Raw genomic sequence first — 21,810 nt, forward strand, 5'->3', positions numbered from 1 at the left:
GTACATGTCGCGGACGAACACGGCCCCAGCACGACCGCGTGCCGCAGTCGACGGCGGAGCCAACCGCTGGGTCGTCCTCGTCGTCCTCTGCGTCAGCCTTCTCGTGGTCGCCCTCGACGCGACCATCCTTCATGTCGCGATCCCCTCGCTCACCGAGGACCTGCGCCCCAGCTCCACCGCGCTGCTCTGGATCGTCGACGCCTACCCCCTGGTCTGCGCCTCGCTCCTGATCCTCTTCGGCACCCTCGGGGACCGGGTCGGGCGGCGCAGAATCCTGCTCCTCGGCTACGCGCTGTTCGGCATCGCCTCGGCGGTCGCCGCGCTCGCCACCGAACCCTCGGTCCTCATCGGGGCCCGGGTGCTCCTCGGCGTCGGCGGCGCCATGATCATGCCCGCCACGCTCTCCGTCCTCCGGGCGGTCTTCCCCGACCGGCGGGAGCGCGCCACCGCCATCGGCGTCTGGACCGCGGTCGCCGCGATAGGGGCCGCCACCGGGCCCGTGCTCGGTGGCTTCCTCGTCGAGCACTACTGGTGGGGCTCCGTCTTCCTCATCAACATTCCGCTGATGGCGCTGATCCTTCCGCTCGGCCGCCGCCTCCTCCCCGAGTCCCGGGGAGCCGCCGACGGACCCTGGGACGTCCTCGGCGCGCTCATGGCCGCCGCCGGTGTGCTCGGCTGCGTCCTCGGGGTCAAGCGGGCGGGCGCCGGCGAACCGATCCTCGCGCTCCCGACCGCCGGACCGCTGCTGCTCGGCGCCGCGCTCCTGGTCCTCTTCGTGCGGCGCCAGAGGAGACGGCCCCACCCGCTGATCGACATGCGGCTGTTCTCCCGCGCGGCCTTCACGACCTCGGTCGGCTGCATCGTGCTCGCCATGCTGGCCCTGGTCGGCCTGCAGCTCATCGCCGTCCAGTACCTCCAGCTGGTCCTCGGTCTCAGTCCGCTGGAGACCGGGCTGCGGCTGCTGCCGCTCACCTTCGCCGCCATGGCCGCCGGCGCCACCGGCTCGTACACCCTGCGCAGGATCGGACCGCGCCGGATGGTCGGCTGGGGCTTCCTCCTCACCGCCGCCGCCGTGCTGCTGCTCACCTTCATGGGGCAGCACGACCGGCCGCTGCTGCTCACGGTGGGCTTCGTGCTGCTCGGCTTCGGCCTGCAGACCACGCTCTTCTCGGCGTACGAGTCGATGCTCAGCGAGGCGCCGCAGCGGAGCGCGGGCGCCGCCGCCTCGATCGGCGAGACCTCGTACCAGCTCGGCGCGGGCATGGGCACGGCCCTGCTCGGCAGCGTGATGAACGCGGCGTACGCCCCCGGGCTCGCCGCGCTCCCCGGGGTGCCCGCGGAGGCGAGCAGGGCCGCCGCGAACTCGCTCGGCGAGGCCTATCAGGTCGCCGACCAGCTCGGCGGTGCGGCCGGCGGCGCGCTGTACCAGGCCGCCCGGCACGCCTTCGTGAACGGGCTGCACATCACGCTCTTCGTGAGCGCGGGGCTGCTGCTGCTCGGCGCGGCGATGGCCCGGCGCCTGCCCCGGGTGATGGAGTGCCCGGTGGATCCGGAGGAGACGGTGTCCGCCGGTGTGCCGGAGGCGGAGCCGCCGGTGCTGTCGAAGCAGGAGACGTCGGTGCTGTCGAAGCCGGCTCCGTCGGAGACGGTCCGGTCCGAGCCCCTGGAGCTCGTCGAACCGTCCGAGCCGCGGGTGCCCGCGACCCGGGAAGCGAACGAGCCCGCCGGCTCGGGGCGTCCGGCGCACTGACCCGATCCCTCGGGGGGCCCGGCCGGCCGGCGGACTCGCTCAGCTCTGGTTGAAGAAACCGTCCTGCTGACGCCGACCCGTCTCTCCGGTGACGATCTGGGTGTCGGCGGGGGTCAGCAGGAAGACCCGCGTCGCGACACGCTCGATCGAGCCGCGCAGACCGAAGGCGAGACCGGCGGCGAAGTCGACCACACGCTTGGCGTCGTTCGGCTCCATCGCGGTCAGGTTCACGATCACCGGAACACCGTCCCGGAAGAGCTCGCCGATGCCGCGGGCGTCCCGGAAGCCGTCCGGGGAGACGGTGGCGATCCGGCGGCCCCGGTCCTCGGCGGTGTCCGTGGCCACCCGGACCCGGGGGTCCGTCACCCAGGCATCGCCGCCCTCGGCACCGTCGGCGTACTCGTCGTCGTAGTAACGCTCGTCGTTGTCCTCGACGAGTCCCAGCCAGGCGCTCGCCTTGCGCACCGATCCCATGGACGCCTCCTTTCACGCGGTCACTTGTGGTTCCGCAATCCCTATCGTCCTTCATGATGCGGATCGCGCGCCAAGTGGATAGTCGGCGCGCAGGGGATTCGTGACGGTACTGGTGCAGAACGTGAGCACCGTTTTCTGGCGATTCGTCAGGAAACTTGCGGTATGCGGGGCCTGAGGGAGGGCCATGTAGCTGAAAATATGAAAGTCGGGCCACAAGGGTGACGATGGGCGCGTACGGGTGAACGCACCCACTCGCTACGATGCCGCGAGGCCGCCCGGCGGTCCATGGCCCGGCCCAGATCCACGCTCCACGGGGGAGTCCATGTTCGGAATCGTCAGACCCTGCACCCACCGGCTCACCGACGGCCTCAAGACCGAGTGGATGGCCCATCTCTGCGGCCTCTGCCTGGCACTTCGCGCCGACCACGGCCAGTTCGCCCGGGTCGTCACCAACTACGACGGGCTCATTGTCTCGGTCCTGACGGAGGCTCAGACCGGGGTCACGGCGGCGGGCCGCCGCACGGCCGGGCCCTGCGCGCTGCGCGCCATGCGGACCGCCCCCGTGGCCAAGGGCGAGGGCGCCCGCCTCGCCGCCGCCGTCTCGCTCGTCCTCGCCTCGGCGAAGGTACGGGACCACGTCGCCGACCGGGACGGCCTGTTGGCCCGCAGGCCCGCCGCCGCCGCGGCCCGTCGTGTCGCCCGCTCCTGGGACAAGGCCGGGGCCAGGACCGGCCGCGCCCTCGGCTTCGACACCGCCGTCCTCGTCGACGCCGTCGACCGCCAGACCGGGATCGAGGCCCTCGCCGGCCCCGGGACCTCCCTGCTCACCGTCACCGAACCGACCGAGACCGCGACCGCGGCCGCCTTCGCGCACACCGCCGTCCTCGCCGGACGGCCCGGGAACGCGGCGCCGCTCGCGGAGGCGGGCCGGCTCTTCGGCCGCCTCGCCCACCTCCTCGACGCCGTCGAGGACCAGACCGCCGACGCGGAGAAGGGCGCCTGGAACCCGCTCACCGCGACCGGAACCTCCCGCGAGGAGGCCCGCCGGCTCGCCGACGACGCCCTGCACGGCATCCGCCTCGCGCTGCGGGACGCCGAGTTCGCCGACGACAAGCTGGCGCACGTCCTGCTCGCCCACGAACTCCGCACCTCGGTGGACCGCGCCTTCGGCACGACGAGCTGCTCCCACGGCGCCCCGGGGGCGGGGCAGGGGCCGGGGTACGGGACGGGCCAGGGGTACGGGCAGCAGCAGGGGCCGGTGCCGGGCAATCCGTACGCGGGCGGGGCGCCGGGTCCGTACCAGCCCTACGGCGGCGGTGGCGGGAACCCGTACGGCGGCGGACCCGGCGGGCCCGGTGGGCTGCCGCCGCAGTTCGGCGGCGGCGCCCCGCAGGCACCCAAGCCGCGCGGCTTCCTCGCCGGGTGCGCCATGTTCACCTGGCTCTTCTGCACCTGCCAGATCTGCTGTGCCAAGGAGTACGAGGGCCCCTGGTCCCGGAAGAAGCGCGAGGGCTGCTGCCGGGACTGCGACTGCGACCCCGGCTGCGGCAACTGCGACTGCTGCTGCCCCTGCGACGGCTGCTGACAGACCGTCGGTCCACCGGGGTCCACCGGGGTCCGTGGGGTCCACCGGGGTCCACCGGGGTCCGTCGTCGCGCCGGAGCCCCGCCCGCCCCGCTACTTCTTCGGTGCCGGGAGCTCCGGCGGGGAGATCTGCGACGTGGCGATGCCCGACCCCGTCACACCCCACTTCTTCAGGATCCTGTCGTACGTCCCGTCCGCCTTCAGGCCGTTCACCGCGGCCTGGAAGGCGGGCGCGAGCGGCGTGCCCTTCCTGAAGGCGAAGCCGACGTCGAGCCGCCGGTACTCGTTGAGGAACTTCACGTTCTTCTGCTGCGTCACCGCGTACCGCACCCCGTTGATCGTGTTCATCACGACATCGCTGCGGCCCTGCTGGAGCGACATCCAGATCGCCCCGGTCTCGCTGTAGACGTTCACCTCGTACGGCTGCTCGCCCGCCTCCGCGCACCGCCCCTTGTTCTGCTCCAGGGTCCGTTCGAAGGTGGTGCCCGCGTTCACGGCCACCTTCAGACCGCACAGCTGCGTGAGGTCGGTGACCGCCTTCAGCGGGCTGTCCGCGCGGCTCGCGAAGCCCTGGCCGTCGTTGATGTAGGTCACGAAGTCGATGGCCTTGCGGCGCTCCTCGGTCACGCCGAAGTTGCCGGTGCCGACGTCGTACTTGCCGCTGCCGAGCGCCGGCAGGATCGCCTCGAAGCCGACCACCTCGCGCTTGAGCTCAAGACCGAGGGCCTTCGCCACGGCCGCGGCGAAGTCGGCGTCGACCCCCACGACGGTCTTGCCGTCGGGCAGGTAGGCCGAGCTGGGCGGGGTGGCGACGGACGAGGCGAGCGTGAAGCTGCCCCGCTGCCGTACGTCGGCGGGGAGCAGTTTCGCCGCCGCCTCGTTCCTCCTCACCGCCGACACCACGTCCTCCGTCGGGAGCGCGCCCTTCGCGGCCCCTGCGGCGCCCGCGGCGCCCGGCGCTCCCGAGGCGCCGGCCGGGGCCGTGGCGGGATCGCCGCCCGCGCAGGCGGTCAGCGTGAGGGCGGCGCCGGTGATCAGGGCGAAGACGAGGGCGGTGCGAGCGGTGCCGGGACGCGTGCGCGTGGTCATGGCTTCGGGTTCTCCAGGAATTTCTCGAACGGCAGCGGGCCGATCGACTCGGGATCGGCGGACACGTCGAAGAGCGGGCGGTAGCCGCTCGCCAGATAGAGGCCCTTGGCCTCCGGCTGGCGCGGTCCGGTCGTGAGATAGAGGCGGGAGTAGCCGCGGGCGGCGGCCTCCCGTTCGAGCACGGTCAGGACCCGGCGGGCGAGTCCGCGTCTGCGGTGCGCCGAGTCGGTCCAGATCCGCTTGAGTTCGGCGGTGTCGTCGTCGTAGCGGCGGTACGCGCCGCCTGCCACGGGCCGGCCCTGCTCGAGGAGGAGCAGGAAGGCGCCGTGCGGTGGGGCGAACTCCTCCGCCGGGTACCGGATCAGATCGTGCGCGGAGCCGTACCGGGTCGTGTACTCGTGCGCCAGCTCGTCGAGGAGCGGGCGAGCCAAGGGGTCGGTGGTCGTGGTCCGGTGCACGGACAACGCAAAGGTCATGACGGTCCTTCAGGGCGAAGGAGGGCAGCCCTCAGGAACGCAGGAGGGCGGCGCGGCAGAGCGAGGGGAGGGGAGGGGAGGGGAGGGGAGGGGAGGGGCGAGCTCAGGCACCACGAGGGGGCCTGGGTGTGAAGGCGCCGCGGAGAACAGCACGCGGACGGGGCGGAGCCGGAGACCGGCTCACCGAGCAGAGGGCCGGCTCAACAGGAGGAGGACCACACACGACCGAAGTCGATGTGGGAGCGCGTGACCAGCTGCTGCGAGTGCATGGCCACAGTGGAACAGGCATCCGTTCCCGCGTCAACCACGATGAGACGTACGGCTCACAGTGCGGACACCCTTGACAGTGGGGCCTGTTGACCGCATAGCCTCGAAGGGCGGATCGGGCTGAGGGGCCCGGTTCCGTGCTCACCGCGTGTGAAGGCGCACCCCGTGTTCGATCCGCCTCTGGCATCCACGGAGTCTTCGTATGTCCGCGACCCTGGTCAAAACCCCCTCCACGGCCCCGCCGGCCGAACCACCACCCCGCATCGTCCCCGCCCGCCGCGCCGGGCAGTGGACCACCGCGGGCCTCGTCCTCGCCCTGCTCGCGCTCGGCCTCGTCTCGGTCGTCCGCAACAAGGCCTTCCAGTGGGACGTGGTCGCCGAGTACTTCACCTCCGCGTCCGTCCTGCGCGGACTCGGCCTCACCCTGTGGCTGACCGCCCTCGTCATGGTGCTCGGCTTCGTCCTCGGAACCCTGCTCGCCGTGCTCAGGCTCTCCGCCAACCCCGTGCTGCGTGCGGTGAGTTGGGGATACGTCTGGTTCTTCCGGTCCACCCCGATCCTGGTCCAGCTGCTCTTCTGGTTCAACATCGGCGCGCTCTACCCGCAGATCCTCGGTGTCAGCACGGTCAACCTCCTCGGCCCCGTGTCCGTCGCCGTCATCGGCCTCACCCTGCACGAGGCCGCCTACGCGGCCGAGGTCGTGCGCGGCGGCATCCTCTCCGTCGACCGCGGCCAGCTGGAAGCCGCCCAGTCCCTCGGCCTCGGCCGGTGGCGCCGGCTCTCCCGGATCGTGCTGCCGCAGGCCATGCGGGCGATCGTCCCACCGGCCGGGAACATGCTGATCGGCACCCTCAAGGGCACCTCGATCGTCTCCGTGATCGCCGTCCAGGACCTGCTCTACTCGACCCAGCTCGTCTACCACCGCACATACGAGATCATCCCGCTGCTGCTCGTCGCCACGCTCTGGTACGTCGCCGTCACCTCCGTCCTCAGCCTCGGGCAGCACTACGTCGAGCGGCACTACGCCCGCGGTTCGGCGGGTGCGCGATGAGCACGACCCCGTCCATCGTGATCGTGGGCGCGGGGCCGCGGGGGACCGGCTTCCTCGAACGGCTCGCCGCCAACCTGCCCGAGCTGTACGGCGACCGCCCCCTCGACCTCCACCTCGTCGACCCGCACCCGCCGGGCCCCGGCCGCATCTGGCGCACCGCGCAGTCCCCGCTGCTCTGGATGAACTCCCGGGCCGAGGACGTCACCATGTTCACCGACGAGACCGTGGAGCTGGCGGGCCCCGTCCGGCCCGGCCCCACGGTCGCGGAATGGGCCGGCATCGACGGCCGGGCCTTCCCCACCCGCCCCCAGCAGGGTGCCTATCTGCGCTGGGTGTTCGCGCGGGCCCGGGCCGCGCTGCCCGCCTCGGTCGCCGTCCACGAGCACCGGACCACCGCCCTGAGGATCGGCGGCCCGCGCGAGGGCCGCCAGCGGGTCTGGCTGGAGGGCTCCGCCGTGCCCCTCCTCGCCGACCTCGTCGTCTTCACCGTCGGCCACCTCGACGCCGAACCCGACCCGGAGCAGCGGGCCCTCGCCGGCTTCGCCGCCCGCCACGGCCTCGTCCACCTGCCGCCCGACTTCACCGCCGACACCGATCTGACCGCCCTGCCGGCCGGCGAGGCCGTCCTCGTCCGCGGCTTCGGGCTCGCCTTCGTCGACCTGATGGTGCTGCTCACCGAGGGCCGCGGCGGGCGGTACGAGGGCGAGGGCGACGCCCTGGTGTACGTCCCCTCAGGCAAGGAACCGGTGCTGCACGTCGGATCGCGTCGGGGCGTCCCGTACCACTCGAAGATCGATTACGTCCTCGACGGCGAACGGCCCCCGCTGCCCCGCTTCTTCGGCCCCGAACAGACCGACGCCCTGCTGCGGAGGGCCGGGCCGGTCGACTTCCGGCGCGATGTGTGGCCCCTGGTCGACAAGGAGCTCGGCTGGGCCCACTACCACCGGCTGTTCTCCACCCACCCCGAGCGGACCTCGCTCGCGTGGGGCGACTTCGAGCGGGCCTACGCGGCGGCGCCGCCGCGCGGCGCCGAACTCGCCGCCGTCGTCGCCGCGGCCGTCCCCGACCCGGCCGACCGGCTCGACCTGGACGCCCTCGACCACCCCCTGGACGGCATCCGCTTCGCCTCGGTGGAAGCCCTCCAGAACGGTCTGCGCGACTACGTCACCGGCGACCTGTCCCGCCGTCACGACCCCGCCCACAGCTCCGACGCCGCCGTCATCTCCGGGCTCCTGTCCGTCTACGGACAGCTCATGCGCCTCGGCGGGCGACTCGACCCCGGCGGCTGGTGGCACGGCTTCTTCAGCTACCTCGCGTCCGGGCCGCCCGGCCCCCGGCTCCAGCAGCTCCTCGCCCTCTCCCGGGCCGGCGTCGTCCGCTTCCTCGGCCCGCGGCTCACCGTCGAGGCCGACGAGGAGCGCGGAGTCTTCCGGGCCGCGTCCGCCGCCGTGCCGGGGGAGTGGACCGAGGCCCGCGCCCTCGTCGAGGCCCGGATCCCCGACCCGGTCCTCGAACTCACCGGCAGCCCGCTTCTCCGCTCCCTGCACGAGGAAGGCGTACGGGCCACCGCCGGCGGCCTCCTCGTCGTCGACACCGACGGCCGGGTCCTGGAGCTCGACGGGCGCCCGCACCCGCGCCGCTTCGCACTCGGCCCGCACACCACCGCGCGGACCGACAGCGCCTTCACCAGGCCCCGTACCGGCGGGGTCGCCTTCCGGCAGAACGACGTCACCGCGCGGGCGGCGCTGACGTTCCTGCGCGACCGGGCGTGTCGGCTCCCGGCCCCGCTGAGCGCCTGATCCCCGGCCTGCTCCCCGCCTGATCCCCGGCCTGCTCCCTGGCCTGATCCGCCGCCTGATCTCCCGCCGTCCTCCGCTGCCCGACCCCTTTCCGAGGAACCGCCATGTCTCTCACCAGCGATCCGCCCGCCACCAGAGCCGCCGTGAAGGAACCGGCGGCGGGCCCCGAGCTCGTGGTCGTCCCCGTCCGGCACCCCTGGCGCTGGGTGGCCGTCGCCGTCACCGCCGTGCTGCTCACCCAGTTCGTCCACGGGCTGGTCACCAACCCCGGCTGGGAGTGGGACGTCTTCGCCGCGTTCTTCACCACCGAGACGATCCTCCGGGCCGTCTGGGTCACCCTCCAGCTCACCTTCCATGGCACCGCCCTCGGCTTCGCGATCGGCATCGTGCTCGCCTTCATGCGCCTGTCGGCCAGCCCGTTCCTGCGATCCGTCGCCTTCGGCTACATCTGGGCCTTCCGCTCCATCCCGCTCATCGTCCAGCTGCTCTTCTGGTTCAACCTCGCCTACCTCTACCAGGAGCTGAGCATCGGCATCCCCTTCGGGCCGAGCTTCGTCTCCTTCGACACCACGGGTCTGGTCGGCGAGATGAGCGCCGCCGTCCTGGGGCTCGCCCTGCACCAGGCGGCCTACGCGGCGGAGATCGTCCGAGGCGGTGTACTCGCCGTGGACGAGGGCCAGTTGCAGGCCGCCGCCTCCCTCGGCATCCCGAGGCTCCGGCAGGTGCGGCGGATCGTCCTGCCGCAGGCGATGCGCTCGATCCTGCCGAACGCCGCCAACGAGATCATCTCGCTCTTCAAGGGCACCTCGATCGTCTCGGTCATGGCGATCGGCGAACTCTTCTACCAGGTCCAGGTCGTCTACGGCCGCAACGGACGGGTCGTTCCGCTCCTGATGGTCGCCACCGCCTGGTACGTCCTGCTCACCACCGCGCTCTCCGTCGTCCAGCACTACGTCGAACGCCACTACGCGAAGGGGAGCGTCCGATGAGCTCCGTCACCGTCGACCCGCCCGCCGAAGCCCGGGTCACCACCACCGCCAAGGTCGAGATCCGGGCCGTCCACAAGAACTTCGGCCCCCTCCATGTCCTGCGCGGCATCGACCTCGACGTCCGCGCCGGCGAGGTCACCGTCGTCCTCGGCCCCTCGGGCTCCGGCAAGTCCACCCTCCTGCGCACCATCAACCACCTGGAGAAGGTCGACAGCGGCACCGTCAGCGTCGACGGCACCCTCGTCGGCTACCGCCGCTCCGGCAACAAGCTCTACGAGCTGCGCGAGCGCGACATCCTCAAGCAGCGCACCCGGATCGGCTTCGTCTTCCAGAACTTCCACCTCTTCCCGCACCTCACCGTCCTGGAGAACATCGTCGAGGCCCCCGTCTCGGCCCTGAAACGCCCCCGCAAGGCGGCCGAGGCCGCGGCCCGGACGCTGCTCGAACGCGTCGGACTCGCCGACAAGGCGGAGGCGTACCCCAAGCAGCTCTCCGGCGGACAGCAGCAGCGGGTCGCCATCGCCCGCGCGCTCGCCCTCGAACCCGGCCTGCTCCTCTTCGACGAGCCGACCTCCGCGCTCGACCCCGAACTGGTCGGCGAGGTCCTCGACGTCATCAAGGACCTGGCCGCCTCCGGCACCACCATGATCGTCGTCACCCATGAGATCGGCTTCGCCCGCGAGGTCGCCGACACCGTGGTCTTCATGGACGAGGGCCGGATCGTCGAGCAGGGGCCGCCGGCCGAGGTGCTCGACAGCCCTCGCCACGAACGCACCCGCGCCTTCCTCTCCAAGGTCCTCTGATTCCTCCGACCACCATCTCTTCCCTCTCAGGAGTACTGCTGTGAAGACCCGTCGCACCCTCCTCGCCGTCCTCGCCCCGCTCACCGCCCTCGGGGTGCTCACCGCCTGCGGCTCGGGTGACGCCTCCACCGAAACGATCAAGGCCGAGGGGAAGAAGGGCGGCAACGGCATCAATCTCAGCCCCGAGCAGAACCGCGTCCACACCCCCGAGGTCGCCGCGCTCGCCGCCCGGTTGCCCGAGGCCGTCCGCAAGAGAGGCACCCTGAACCTCGGCGTCTCCGCGACCAGCAATCCGCCGCTCGCCTTCCACGCCACCGACGACAGGACGCTGATCGGTGTCGAGGTCGACCTCGCGACCCTGGTCGCCGACGCCCTCGGTCTGAAGCCCGAGTTCCACCCGGTGTCCTGGGAGAACCTCTTCGTCGGCCTCGACAGCGGCAAGTACGACGCCGTCTTCTCCAACGTCACCGTCACCGAGGAGCGCAAGGACAAGTACGACTTCGCCACTTACCGCCTGGACGACCTCGCCTTCGAGGCGAAGAAGGGCTCCGGCTGGACGGTCAAGGGCCCCGAGGACGTGGCGGGGAGGACGATCGCCGTCGGCTCCGGCACCAACCAGGAGAAGATCCTCGTCGACTGGTCCGAGCGGAACGAGAAGGCCGGCCGCGAGCCGGTCGACATCAAGTACTACCAGAACACCTCGGACTACTACCTGGCGCTCCAGTCCGGCCGGATCGACGGCTACCTCGGGCCCAACCCCGTCGCCGCCTACCACGTGCTCTCCGCCGGACAGACCGAGATCGTCGGCACGTTCTCCGGCGCGGGCGCCGGACTCCAGGGCAAGATCGCGGCCACCACGAAGAAGGACAGCGGACTCGTCGCCGCCTATGCCGCCGCGATCGACCACATCGTCGAGAACGGCACCTACGGCCAGGTCCTCAAGCGGTGGGGCCTCGACAGCGAGGCCGTGACGAAGTCGGAGATCAACCCGCCCGGGCTGCCCCGCACCAAGAACTGACCGCGCCCGGCACCCGGCACCCGTTCACCTCACCTCACCTCGCCACCTCGCCTCGCCACACACCGCTTCGAGAGACTTCGAGAGAGACCGCATGACCAGTAGCCGAACGCTCCACCTCGCCGCCGAACTCGCCCCGGGCGCCGGTGACTCCCCGAGCCCCCTCGCCTCCGCCGCCCGTACCGCCGCACCCGTCGTCGCCGGTACCGCCGCCCGTACCGTCGCGTTCGCCCGGCTCGCCGAGGCCGCCGCGCTGGACTTCCTCACCCACGACGACTCCTTCACCCGGCCCGGCCTCGACGCGCTCACCGTCCTGGCCCGGATCGCCCCCGAGACCCGCTCCATCGGCCTCGTGCCGACCGTGACCACCACCCACACCGAGCCCTTCCACGTCCAGGCCGCCGTCGCCACCCTCGACTGGGTGAGCCGGGGCCGGGCGGGCTGGCGGATCGCGGTCTCCCCGACCGGGGCCGAGGCCCGGCTCTTCGGCCGCCGCCCGGTGCCGCCCACCGCCGAGCTCTGGCAGGAGGCGGGCGAGGTCGCCGAGGTCTCCCGCAAACTGTGGGACAGCTGGGAGGACGACGCCGAGATACGGGACGTGGCGACCGGACGGTTCGTCGACCGCCGCAAGCTGCACCACGTGAACTTCCAGGGCGCGACCTTCTCGGTCACGGGCCCCTCGATCGTCCCCCGGCCCCCGCAGGGCAACCCGGTGACCGTCGTCGACGCCACCCGGCCCGCCGCCCGCGACACCGCCGCCCACCACGCCGACGTGGCGCTGATCAGGGCCTCGTCCGCCGAGGAGGCCGCGGCCCTCCGCGCCGAACTGCGGCAGGGCGCCCGCGCCCACGGCCGGGACCCCGGACAGCTGCGCGTCCTGCTCTCGGCGACCGTCGACCTCGACGCGTACGAGGGCGGGCCCGGGGCGCTCGCCGAACTGATCGCCGGCTGGCACGGCGGCTGCGCCATCGACGGTTTCCACCTCGTGCCGGCCGTGCCCGAGCGTGACCTGGAGCGGTTCACCGCCGACACCGTCACCCGGCTGCGCGACCGCGGGCTCTTCCGTACGGCCTACGAGGGCGCCACCCTCCGCGACCACCTGGGGCTCGTCCGCCCCGTCAGCCAGTACGCCACCGCAGCACGGGCGACGACGGGAGCACCGGCGTGAGCCGCCACCAGGGCCGGAAGCAGATCCATCTCGCCGCGCACTTCCCCGGCGTCAACGCCACCACCGTCTGGGCCGATCCGCGCTCCGGTTCGCAGATCGACTTCTCCTCCTTCGAGCATCTCGCCAGGACCGCGGAGCGCGGCCTCTTCGACTTCTTCTTCCTGGCCGAGGGGCTGCGGCTCCGTGAGCACAACGGCCGCATCCACGACCTCGACGTCGTCGGCCGGCCCGAGTCGATCACCGTCCTGAACGCGCTCGCCGCCGTCACCGAGCGGCTCGGCCTGGCCGGTACGGTCAACGCCACCTTCAACGAGCCGTACGAACTGGCGCGGCGGCTCGCCTCGCTCGACCACCTCAGCGCGGGCCGGGCCGCCTGGAACGTCGTCACCTCCTCGGACGCCTTCACCGGCGAGAACTTCCGGCGCGGCGGCTTCCTGGACCGGGCCGACCGGTACACCCGGGCCGCCGAGTTCCTCGCCACGGCCCGGGAGCTGTGGGACTCCTGGACACCGGAGGGCAGGCAGCGGCCCTTCTTTCACAGCGGGCCGCAGTTCGGGATCGAGGGCGAGTTCACCGTCCCGCGCTCCCCGCAGGGACATCCGGTCGTCATCCAGGCCGGCGACTCCGACGAGGGCCGGGAGTTCGCGGCCTCGGCCGCCGACGTGGTCTTTGCCCGCTGGGGGTCCGGGGGTCACTCCACGGGAATGCACAGCTCCCGGCACTCCACCCTGGACGCCGGCCGGGAGTTCCACGCCGACGTCAAGGGGCGGCTCGCCCGGTACGGGAGGGAGCCCGGCGACCTGAAGATCATGCCCGGGGTGACGTACGTCCTCGGCGACACCGACGCCGAGGCGCAGGAGCGGGCCGGCGAGATCCGCCGTCAGCAGGTCTCCCCGCAGAACGCGATCCTCGCCCTGGAGCAGATCTGGGGCCGCGACCTGTCCGGCTACGACCCGGACGGACCGCTGCCCGACATCGACCCCGACCCCGACTCGACCCTGGTCCAGGGGCGGGTGCGGGTCGCCGACCCGGTCGGGGTGGCCAGGAAGTGGCGGGCGCTCTCCGAGGCCAAGGGCCTGTCGATCCGTCAGACGGTCGTCGAGACCACGAGCCGGCAGGCCTTCGTCGGCAGCCCGGGGACGGTGGCGGCGGCCCTGGAGGAGGCCGTCGCCACGGACGCCGCCGACGGCTTCATCCTCGTCCCGCACCTCACCCCCGGCGGCCTCGACGACTTCGTCGACCGGGTCGTCCCGCTGCTCCAGGAGCGGGGCGTGTTCCGTACGGAGTACTCCGGCACGACGCTCCGGTCGCACCTCGGGCTTCCCGAGCCCGTATGGAAGGGTGGAGCACCATGAGCACGGACAACGACAGCGACACGGGTACGGACGCGGGGGCCGACCCCCGGCAGGAGTGGCAGCACTGGCACGAGCAGCGGGAGGCCGCGGTCTCCTCCTCGTACGGTCCGCTCTCCCTCACGGGCACCCACTGGCTCTCGGACTTCCCGGAGGGGCGAATTCCGGCCGTTCCGGGGGAGTGGCGGGAGGACGGCGACGAGGTGCTCCTCAGCGCCCGCGCCGAGGACGGGATCACCGTCGACGGCAAGCCGTTCACCGGCACGGTCCGGCTCACTGCCGACCACGGCCCGATCCACGAGTCCCGCGTCGAGTCGGCGGGCCGGCGGCTCGTCGTCCTGCGGCGCGAAGGGCTGTGGGCCGTACGGGACTTCGACCCCGGCTCCGAGGCCCGGACCGCCTTCCGGGGGATCGAGGCCACTCCGTACGACGAGCGCTGGGTGGTGCCCGGCGTCTTCCGTCCGTACGAGCGGACGCGCAGCGTACGGGTGGAGAACGCCGACGGCCGCGAGCGTGGTCTCGGGCTCTCCGGGGAGCTGGTCTTCGAGCTGCACGGCGGCGAGCACACCCTCCAGGTGGCCGTCGAGGACGACGGGTCCCTGTGGGCGGTCTTCGCGGACGCCACCAGCGGCCGGGACAGCTACCGCTTCCGCTTCCTGCGCCCGGCGGCCCCGGCGGCGGACGGCTCGGTGACGGTCGACCTGAATCGCGCGCTGCTGCCGCCGTGCGCCTTCGCCGACCACTTCATCTGCCCGTTCCCGCCGCCGGGAAACACGCTCGACACCGCCGTCGCGGCGGGGGAGCGGCGGCTGGTCGCCTCCTGAGCAGGCCTTTTCAACATCGTCGTACGGACGGTGGGCGCCCCCGGCCAGGACGGCCGGGGGCGCCCGTTCGTACGGCGGTCTTGTGCGGTGGCCCGGGGAGGGCCACTATCGCTGGCGGTGCATGTCAGGGACACGACACCTGATGGCGCCTCACGGGCCCGCCATCCACGGGCCCCTCCGCTTTTCCCAGAAGGAGAATTGTGAGGAGCACAGTGAGGAACACCCGCACCCGTCTGCTCGCCCTCGCCGCCGGCATCGCGGCCGTGACCGCCGTCGGACTCCCCGGAGCCCAGGCCGCCCCCGCCCCCGCCCCGGCTCCCGGCCCGGCCGCGGCGGCACAGCTCGCCCGCGCCGACGCCGCCGTCGACGCCGCCGGAGTCGGCGGCACCGCCTGGTACGTGGACAGAGCGGCCGGCCGGGTCGTCGTCACCGCCGACTCCACCGTCACCGACGCGGGACTCGCGAAGATCCGCGCGGCGGCCGGCGCCGACGCCGGAGCCCTCCGCGTCCAGCGCACGTCCGGGGTCTTCAAGCCCCTCCTCGGCGCCGGAGACGCCATCTACGGCAGCGGCTACCGCTGCTCGCTCGGCTTCAACGTGCGCAGCGGCAGCACGTACTACCTCCTCACCGCCGGCCACTGCGGCAACGTCGCCAAGACCTGGTACACCAACTCCGCGCAGTCCACGCTGATCGGCGCCACCGTCGGGTCCAGCTTCCCCGGCAACGACTACGCGCTCGTCCGCTACGACAACGCGTCGCTGAGCCACCCCGGAGGCTTCACCGCCGCCGACGCCTACGTGGGCGAGCCCGTCAAGCGCTCCGGCTCCACCACCGGTACGCGGAGCGGCACGGTCACCGGTCTCGACGCCACCGTCCACTACTCGGGCGGCGGCACCGTGCGCGGCATGATCCAGACCAACGTCTGCGCCGAGCCCGGCGACTCCGGCGGCGCCCTCTACGACGGCACCAAGGCGCTCGGCCTCACCTCGGGAGGCAGTGGCAACTGCTCCACCGGCGGCACCACCTTCTACCAGCCGGTGCCCGAGGCGCTCGCCAAGTACAGGGTGAGCCTGTACTGATCCAGCGCTCCTGATCCAGTGCTCCTGATCCAGCGAGCTCATCGTCAATGCCGTTGCTCCACCGGATAGTTGAGGGCCGTACGGCCGAAACGCGCCCTTGCGGCGTGAAGTCGTACGGCCCGAGACTCCCCCACAGCGCCGGCCCCAGGCCGCGCCTCACGGGCCCGGCACCCCACGGCGGGCCCCCGATTCCCCTCGGGAGGAACAGAAGTGAGGACCATGCGCACCACCCCCACGAGAACCGTCCGGCTGCTCGCCGTCGCGGCGGGCCTCGCCGCCGCCGCGGCGCTCGCCGCCCCCACCGCGAGCGCCGGCACCGCCGACACCGCACAGAGCCCCCGCACCTTCGACGCCGCCGCCCTCTCGGCGACCGGTGACGCCGTACTCGCCGCCGACGTGGCCGGCACCGCCTGGCACGTCGACACCGCCACCGGCAAGCTGGTCGTCACCGCCGACTCCACCGTCTCCCCGGCCGAGATCGCGAAGATCAAGCGGCAGGCCGGCGCGAACGCGGACGCCATCCGGGTCGAACGCACCCCCGGAAAGTTCAGCAAGCTGATATCCGGCGGCGACGCGATCTACGCCACCAGCTGGCGCTGCTCGCTCGGCTTCAACGTCAAGGACAGCGCGGGGAACTTCTACTTCCTCACCGCCGGTCACTGCACCGACGGCGCGGGCAGCTGGTACTCCAACTCCTCCCGGACCACCGTCCTCGGCAGTACGTCGGGGTCGAGCTTCCCCACCAACGACTACGGCATCGTCCGCTACACCAACAGCAACGTCACCAAGTCCGGCACCGTCGGCAACGTGGACATCACCAGCGCCGCCAACGCGACGGTCGGCATGTCGGTCACCCGCCGGGGTTCCACCACGGGCACCCACAGCGGCTCGGTCACCGGTCTCAACGCCACCGTGAACTACGGCGGCGGGGACATCGTCTACGGCATGATCCGCACGAACGTCTGCGCCGAGCCCGGCGACTCCGGCGGCCCGCTCTACTCCGGCAGCCGCGCGATCGGCCTCACCTCGGGCGGCAGCGGCAACTGCTCCTCGGGTGGGACGACCTTCTTCCAGCCCGTGACGGAGGCGCTGAGCGCGTACGGGGTCAGCGTCTTCTAGGCGGCCTCGGGACGCACGTACCGGAGTCCCTTTGCGAATGGGTTCACAAAGGGACTTCCGGCCCCTCCCCGCAGGCCCTTTTCCGGCCGCGGGCGGACTTCAGCCGCAGCGGTTCGGGGGCTCAGAGGGTCCGCGCGCCGCTCGCGGTCTCGACTTCCTCCGCGATCGGCTCCGACTCGGGCTTGCGCTTCAGGGAGGACATGACCAGGGTGACGACCACGCCGACGACCGCCCAGGCCGAGAGGACCAGCATCGAGCCCGTCATGTCGTTGCCCTTGAAGTAGGCGATCGAGCGCGCCGCCCAGGTGCCGGCGCCCGGGGGCAGGGCGGGGCCGATCGCGTTCCAGAACGGGGGCAGCATCGGCAGCGGGAAGGCGCCTCCCGCGCTGGGGTTGCCCGCGACCACGATGAGCAGGATCGCCAGGCCGATGCCGACGATCCCGAAGACCGCCTGCAGGGCGAGGGTGGCGGCGCCGACGGCGAAGACGACCAGCGTCCCGAGCCCCCACAGGGCGGCGACGCTGCCGGGCAGGGCGCCCAGGACCGGGCCGACGATGACCGCGCCGCCGAGCCCGCCGAGGACCGAGTAGATCGCGAGGACCCCGAGGCGGATGATCGCGCGTTCCCGGTTCGCGGGCCGGGAGCCCGCGCTGATCGCCAGGATCGCGGCGCAGATGTAGCCGCCGACGCACCAGCCGACGACGAGGTAGAAGGCCGAGAGCCCGTCGAAGTCCTCCGCGGACGCGGGGGCCACGTCGACGGTCCGTACGGTGCGCTGCTGGGTCCCCTCCACCCGGGTGAGGATCGTCTCCAGGGCCGAGGAGAGCACGGTGCCGCCGCCGGAGGCCACGAGCAGGGTGTCGGTGCGGCCGGTGGGGTCGACGACCAGGGCGCCGTCGATGTCCCGGTTCAGGATCTGGTTCCGTGCCGTGGCCTCGTCGGCGACCGTACGGGGGTCGAGCGGGGCGCCGGGGAGCTGGTCCAGCTGCCCGACGAGCTGTGCGGAGACCTGTTGCGGCGCGACGACGCCGAAGGGGACGTCCCTCGGCTTGGGGTGGTGCAGGGCCCCGACGTACGAGGTGATGAACAGCAGCTGGAGGGCGAAGACGCCGACGACCAGGAGGGCGGCTCGGGGGGTGACGGCGCTTTTCAGTTCGTCGACGAGGCTCATGCCCCCACGCTCCGGGGCAGGGGGTGTTTCTGCAGGTGGGATGCGCCCGAATGGTTGACCGGAGGACGACCCGGCACGCTTATCGTACGGACGTTCGAAATGGGTTAAGGTGAAGAACGAGGGGGTGGGAACGTACGTACGATTTCGATGCGGGAGCCGGGAGGTGCGCCATGCCGGGGTTCACGCATCTGCACACCACGTCGGGCTACTCCCTGCGCTACGGCGCCTCCCACCCCGAGCGACTCGCCGCGCGTGCCGCCGAGCGCGGCATGGACGCGCTCGCCCTGACCGACCGCGACACCCTCGCGGGCACGATCCGCTTCGCGAAGGCCTGCGCGAAGGCAGGGATCCGCCCCCTGTTCGGCGTGGACCTCGCCTACGAGCCGACAGCGCCCGGACCGGGGCCGGGACGGTCCGGACCGGGGGAGGGGAAGGCGCGGGCGTCCGCGTCCGGCGGCACGCGGGACCTCGGGCGGGTGTCCGACGGCGGCCCGCAGGACATCCGAACGGCGCCCGGCAACGCGCAGGACACCCGAAGGGTGCCCGACCGCGGCCCGCAGGACATCCGGCGAGTGCCCATCCGCGGCGGCGCCTTCGTCGACGAGTCCGCGCCCCGCGCCCTCTTCCTCGCCCGCTCCCGCACCGGCTGGGCCTCGCTCTGCGCGATGATCACCGCCGCCCACGCCGGAGGCGGGGAGCGGCCCCTGCTGCCCTGGTCCGCCCTGTGCGACGACGACGTCTTCGTCCTCCTCGGCCCCGACTCCGACGTCGGACGGGCCCTCGCCGCCGGCCGCCCCGACCGGGCCGTCCGTCTGCTCGCGCCCTGGCGCGAGCGGTACGGCGACGCGCTGCGCCTCGCGGCCGTCGACCACGGGCGCTCCGGCACCGGACCCGGCTCCCTGCGGCTCGCCGCCCGTACCGTCGGCTTCGCCGCCGAGCAGGGCGTCCGGCCGGTCCTCAGCAACGCCGTCCGGTACGCCGACCCCGGCCAGGGCCCGGTCGCCGACGTCCTCGACTCCGCCCGCCGCCTCGTCCCCGTCGACCCCCGCAAGGAGCTCGACAGCGGCCAGGCCTGGCTCAAGGGGACCGACGGCCCCGACGGCATGCTCGCCGCCGCCGAACGGATCGTCGAGGCCGCCGGCTTCCGTCGGGACACCGCCCACCGGCTCCTCGAACAGACCGCGACGGTCGCCGCCGCCTGCCTGGTCGACCCCGAGGACGACCTCGGCATCGGCTCCGCGCACTTCCCCGAACCGCACCTCGTCGGCGCCGAGCACCGCACCGCCCAGCGCGTCCTCACCTCCCGCGCCGCCGCCGGCATGATCCTCAAGGGGTACGAGAAACGGGGCGCCTACTGGGACCGGATGCACCGCGAGCTGGACGTCATCGCCCACCACCGCTTCGCCCCCTACTTCCTGACGGTCGCCCAGGTCGTCGACGACGTACGGCAGATGGGCATCCGGGTCGCCGCCCGGGGCTCCGGTGCCGGCTCCCTCGTCAACCACCTCCTCGGCATCGCCCACGCCGACCCGGTCGAGCACGGCCTCCTGATGGAACGCTTCCTCTCCAAGCGCCGCACCGCCCTGCCCGACATCGACATCGACGTGGAGTCCGCCCGCCGTCTGGAGGTCTACCGGGCGATCATCGACCGCTTCGGCACCGCACGCGTCGCCACCGTCTCCATGCCCGAGACCTACCGGGTCCGCCACGCGGTACGGGACGTGGGCGCGGCCCTCTCCCTGGACCCGGCCGAGATCGACCGGATCGCCAAGGCCTTCCCGCACATCCGCGCCCGTGACGCCCTCGCCGCCCTCGACGAACTGCCCGAACTGCGCGAACTCGCGGAGGAGTCGCGACGGGAAGGAGGGAAGTACGGCAGGCTCTGGGAGCTGGTCGAAGCCCTCGACGCGCTCCCGCGCGGCACCGCCATGCACCCCTGCGGCGTCCTCCTCTCGGACGCCTCGCTGCTCGCCCGTACCCCCGTGGTGCCCACCAGCGGCGAGGGCTTCCCCATGTCCCAGTTCGACAAGGAGGACGTGGAGGACCTCGGGCTGCTCAAGCTCGACGTCCTCGGCGTGCGGATGCAGTCCGCGATGGCCCACGCCGTCGCCGAGGTCGAGCGGGCCACCGGCAACCGCCCGGACATCGACGCCGTCCCGGAGGGCGACCCCGAGACGTACCGGCTCATCCGCTCCACCGAGACCCTCGGCTGCTTCCAGATCGAGTCGCCGGGCCAGCGCGACCTGGTCGGCCGGCTCCAGCCCGCCACCTTCCACGACCTCGTCGTCGACATCTCGCTCTTCCGGCCGGGCCCGGTCGCCGCCGACATGGTCCGCCCCTTCATCGAGGCCCGGCACGGCCGCGCGCCCGTCCGCTACCCGCACCCCGACCTGGAGGAGACGCTGCGGGAGACGTACGGCGTGGTCGTCTTCCACGAGCAGATCATCGAGATCGTACGGATCATGACCGGCTGCGGCCGCGACGAGGCCGACCAGGTACGGCGCGGGCTCTCGGACCCGGAGTCGCAGGGCCGGATCAAGCTCTGGTTCGCCCGGCAGGCCTCGGCGCGCGGATACGCGGACGAGGTCGTCGCCCGTACCTGGGAGATCGTGGCCGCCTTCGGCTCGTACGGCTTCTGCAAGGCGCACGCGGTGGCCTTCGCCGTACCGACGTACCAGTCCGCCTGGCTCAAGGCGCACCACCCGGCCGCCTTCTACGCCGGGCTGCTCACCCACGACCCCGGCATGTACCCCAAGCGGCTGCTGCTCGCGGACGCGCGACGGCGGGGGGTGCCGGTGCTGCCGCTGGATGTGAACCGGTCGGCGGTCGCCCACCGTATCGAACTGGTGTCTGAATCATCGGATTCCCCGCCCGCGACCCGGTGGGGGCTCCGGCTGGGCCTCACCGACGTCCATGGCATCAGCGAGGCCGAGAGCGCACGGATCGAGGCCGGGCAGCCGTACGCCTCCCTCCTCGACTTCTGGGAGCGGGCCCGCCCCCGCACCCCCGTCGCCGAACGGCTCGCCCAGGTCGGCGCGTTGGACGCCTTCGGCGCCAACCGCCGCGACCTCCTCCTGCACCTCACCGAACTCCGGCGCATCCAGCGCGGAGCCGCCTCGCACGGCGGTCAACTCCCGCTCGCCCAGGGCGGGAAGACCGCCCCGATCGGCCTGCCCGACCTCGACGAGACGGAACGCCTCAGCGCCGAGCTCGGCATCCTCGGCATGGACGCCTCCCGGCACCTCATGGGCGACCACCACGCCTTCCTCCGCGAACTCGGCGTCGTCTCCGCCCAGCGCCTCCGCGAGACCCCGCACGGCAGGACCGTCCTCGTCGCGGGCGCCAAGGCCGCCACCCAGACCCCGCCGATCCGCTCCGGCAAGCGCGTCATCTTCACCACCCTCGACGACGGCACCGGTCTGGTCGACCTCGCCTTCTTCGACGACGCCCACGAGCGCTGCGCCCACACCGTCTTCCACTCCTGGCTGCTGCTGGTCCGGGGAGTGGTGCAGCGGCGCGGTCCGCGCAGCGTCAGCGTGGTCGGCGCCGCGGCCTGGAACCTCGCCGAACTCGTCGAACTCCGGGCGTCCGGCGGCCTGGACGCGGTGGGAGACCTGCTCGCCGAACCCGACCCGGCCGCCCCGGCGGTTCTGGCCGGCGGGAACGGTGACTCCGGCCGCCGCATCACGATGTCCACCGGGTACGAGATGAACCCCTGGGCCGACCTCGAGCCGGCGGGCGAAGGGGCTCCGAACGGACGGAAGTTGTGGCACAGCAGCCCGGGTTCGGCGGGCTGAGCC

17 protein-coding genes are annotated in these 21,810 nt (G+C 72.7%); 13 read left to right on the plus strand and 4 right to left on the minus strand.

The window, feature by feature from the left end; all coding sequences use genetic code 11:
* Positions 1 to 4: 4 nt before the first annotated feature.
* Positions 5 to 1,750 (plus strand): MFS transporter, encoded by a 1,746-nt coding sequence (locus tag N5875_RS30390; protein WP_318207015.1) that lies wholly within the window; start codon positions 5 to 7, stop codon positions 1,748 to 1,750.
* 39 nt (positions 1,751 to 1,789) lie between these two features.
* On the opposite strand, the gene sepF is transcribed toward N5875_RS30390, so the two are convergent.
* Positions 1,790 to 2,224: a cell division protein SepF gene (gene sepF, locus N5875_RS30395; RefSeq protein WP_030315727.1), complete on the minus strand. Its 435-nt coding sequence runs from the start codon at positions 2,222 to 2,224 to the stop codon at positions 1,790 to 1,792.
* A gap of 322 nt (positions 2,225 to 2,546) precedes the next feature.
* Between sepF and N5875_RS30400 the strand changes: the two genes are divergently transcribed.
* Positions 2,547 to 3,809, plus strand: a complete 1,263-nt coding sequence (locus N5875_RS30400; RefSeq protein WP_338497365.1) for a DUF5685 family protein — start codon at positions 2,547 to 2,549, stop codon at positions 3,807 to 3,809.
* Positions 3,810 to 3,901: 92 nt separating this feature from the next.
* Here N5875_RS30400 and N5875_RS30405 read toward each other — a convergent pair whose 3' ends face one another.
* Positions 3,902 to 4,897 (minus strand): ABC transporter substrate-binding protein, encoded by a 996-nt coding sequence (locus tag N5875_RS30405; RefSeq protein ID WP_318207013.1) that lies wholly within the window; start codon positions 4,895 to 4,897, stop codon positions 3,902 to 3,904.
* Positions 4,894 to 5,373, minus strand: a complete 480-nt coding sequence (locus N5875_RS30410) for a GNAT family N-acetyltransferase (protein WP_338497368.1) — start codon at positions 5,371 to 5,373, stop codon at positions 4,894 to 4,896. The genes N5875_RS30405 and N5875_RS30410 overlap by 4 nt, the downstream gene beginning before the upstream one ends.
* A 469-nt stretch (positions 5,374 to 5,842) precedes the next feature.
* On the opposite strand from N5875_RS30410, the gene N5875_RS30415 reads away from it, so the two are divergent.
* From N5875_RS30415 to N5875_RS30460, 10 genes are all read left to right on the plus strand, one after another.
* Positions 5,843 to 6,691 carry an amino acid ABC transporter permease gene (locus N5875_RS30415; RefSeq protein WP_338497370.1) on the plus strand — a complete coding sequence of 283 codons (849 nt, stop codon included), beginning with the start codon at positions 5,843 to 5,845 and terminating at the stop codon, positions 6,689 to 6,691.
* Complete coding sequence (locus tag N5875_RS30420) at positions 6,688 to 8,490, plus strand: FAD/NAD(P)-binding protein (RefSeq protein WP_338497373.1); 1,803 nt, start codon at positions 6,688 to 6,690, stop codon at positions 8,488 to 8,490. Before N5875_RS30415 ends, N5875_RS30420 begins: the two co-directional genes overlap by 4 nt.
* A 104-nt stretch (positions 8,491 to 8,594) precedes the next feature.
* Complete coding sequence (locus N5875_RS30425) at positions 8,595 to 9,479, plus strand: amino acid ABC transporter permease (RefSeq protein WP_318207009.1); 885 nt, start codon at positions 8,595 to 8,597, stop codon at positions 9,477 to 9,479.
* Entirely contained in the window at positions 9,476 to 10,282 is an 807-nt protein-coding gene (locus N5875_RS30430) for an amino acid ABC transporter ATP-binding protein (protein ID WP_338497375.1), read from the plus strand. The genes N5875_RS30425 and N5875_RS30430 overlap by 4 nt, the downstream gene beginning before the upstream one ends.
* A 40-nt stretch (positions 10,283 to 10,322) precedes the next feature.
* Positions 10,323 to 11,300 carry an ABC transporter substrate-binding protein gene (locus tag N5875_RS30435; RefSeq protein WP_338497378.1) on the plus strand — a complete coding sequence of 326 codons (978 nt, stop codon included), beginning with the start codon at positions 10,323 to 10,325 and terminating at the stop codon, positions 11,298 to 11,300.
* A gap of 91 nt (positions 11,301 to 11,391) precedes the next feature.
* A complete protein-coding gene (locus N5875_RS30440; RefSeq protein WP_338497380.1) occupies positions 11,392 to 12,465 on the plus strand; it encodes an LLM class flavin-dependent oxidoreductase in 1,074 nt (357 codons plus the stop codon).
* Positions 12,466 to 12,488: 23 nt separating this feature from the next.
* Complete coding sequence (locus tag N5875_RS30445; protein WP_318207373.1) at positions 12,489 to 13,820, plus strand: NtaA/DmoA family FMN-dependent monooxygenase; 1,332 nt, start codon at positions 12,489 to 12,491, stop codon at positions 13,818 to 13,820.
* The gene (locus N5875_RS30450; RefSeq protein WP_318207005.1) at positions 13,817 to 14,641 is read left to right on the plus strand and encodes a DUF1684 domain-containing protein; all 825 of its coding nucleotides are present in this window, start codon (positions 13,817 to 13,819) and stop codon (positions 14,639 to 14,641) included. The genes N5875_RS30445 and N5875_RS30450 overlap by 4 nt, the downstream gene beginning before the upstream one ends.
* A 200-nt stretch (positions 14,642 to 14,841) precedes the next feature.
* Complete coding sequence (locus tag N5875_RS30455; protein WP_318207004.1) at positions 14,842 to 15,720, plus strand: S1 family peptidase; 879 nt, start codon at positions 14,842 to 14,844, stop codon at positions 15,718 to 15,720.
* Positions 15,721 to 15,939: 219 nt separating this feature from the next.
* Positions 15,940 to 16,839, plus strand: coding sequence for a S1 family peptidase (locus N5875_RS30460; RefSeq protein WP_318207003.1), 900 nt, complete (start codon positions 15,940 to 15,942; stop codon positions 16,837 to 16,839).
* Positions 16,840 to 16,960: 121 nt separating this feature from the next.
* Here N5875_RS30460 and N5875_RS30465 read toward each other — a convergent pair whose 3' ends face one another.
* Positions 16,961 to 18,010 carry a DUF3533 domain-containing protein gene (locus N5875_RS30465; protein WP_318207002.1) on the minus strand — a complete coding sequence of 350 codons (1,050 nt, stop codon included), beginning with the start codon at positions 18,008 to 18,010 and terminating at the stop codon, positions 16,961 to 16,963.
* Positions 18,011 to 18,180: 170 nt separating this feature from the next.
* On the opposite strand from N5875_RS30465, the gene dnaE reads away from it, so the two are divergent.
* The gene (gene dnaE / locus N5875_RS30470; protein ID WP_338497384.1) at positions 18,181 to 21,807 is read left to right on the plus strand and encodes a DNA polymerase III subunit alpha; all 3,627 of its coding nucleotides are present in this window, start codon (positions 18,181 to 18,183) and stop codon (positions 21,805 to 21,807) included.
* The last annotated feature ends 3 nt before the right edge of the window (positions 21,808 to 21,810 follow it).

Source organism: Streptomyces sp. SJL17-4, assembly GCF_036826855.1.
Taxonomy (GTDB): Bacteria; Actinomycetota; Actinomycetes; order Streptomycetales; family Streptomycetaceae; genus Streptomyces.

What these genes read in the sequence shown, in the direction of transcription:
- N5875_RS30460 (WP_318207003.1), top strand. Translation starts at nt 15,940, where the DNA reads ATGCGCACCACCCCCACGAGAACCGTCCGGCTGCTCGCCGTCGCGGCG.
- N5875_RS30410 (WP_338497368.1), bottom strand. Translation starts at nt 5,373, where the DNA reads ATGACCTTTGCGTTGTCCGTGCACCGGACCACGACCACCGACCCCTTG.
- N5875_RS30420 (WP_338497373.1), top strand. Translation starts at nt 6,688, where the DNA reads ATGAGCACGACCCCGTCCATCGTGATCGTGGGCGCGGGGCCGCGGGGG.
- N5875_RS30390 (WP_318207015.1), top strand. Translation starts at nt 5, where the DNA reads ATGTCGCGGACGAACACGGCCCCAGCACGACCGCGTGCCGCAGTCGAC.
- N5875_RS30440 (WP_338497380.1), top strand. Translation starts at nt 11,392, where the DNA reads ATGACCAGTAGCCGAACGCTCCACCTCGCCGCCGAACTCGCCCCGGGC.
- N5875_RS30425 (WP_318207009.1), top strand. Translation starts at nt 8,595, where the DNA reads ATGTCTCTCACCAGCGATCCGCCCGCCACCAGAGCCGCCGTGAAGGAA.
- N5875_RS30400 (WP_338497365.1), top strand. Translation starts at nt 2,547, where the DNA reads ATGTTCGGAATCGTCAGACCCTGCACCCACCGGCTCACCGACGGCCTC.
- N5875_RS30465 (WP_318207002.1), bottom strand. Translation starts at nt 18,010, where the DNA reads ATGAGCCTCGTCGACGAACTGAAAAGCGCCGTCACCCCCCGAGCCGCC.
- N5875_RS30430 (WP_338497375.1), top strand. Translation starts at nt 9,476, where the DNA reads ATGAGCTCCGTCACCGTCGACCCGCCCGCCGAAGCCCGGGTCACCACC.
- sepF (WP_030315727.1), bottom strand. Translation starts at nt 2,224, where the DNA reads ATGGGATCGGTGCGCAAGGCGAGCGCCTGGCTGGGACTCGTCGAGGAC.
- N5875_RS30450 (WP_318207005.1), top strand. Translation starts at nt 13,817, where the DNA reads ATGAGCACGGACAACGACAGCGACACGGGTACGGACGCGGGGGCCGAC.
- dnaE (WP_338497384.1), top strand. Translation starts at nt 18,181, where the DNA reads ATGCCGGGGTTCACGCATCTGCACACCACGTCGGGCTACTCCCTGCGC.
- N5875_RS30405 (WP_318207013.1), bottom strand. Translation starts at nt 4,897, where the DNA reads ATGACCACGCGCACGCGTCCCGGCACCGCTCGCACCGCCCTCGTCTTC.
- N5875_RS30415 (WP_338497370.1), top strand. Translation starts at nt 5,843, where the DNA reads ATGTCCGCGACCCTGGTCAAAACCCCCTCCACGGCCCCGCCGGCCGAA.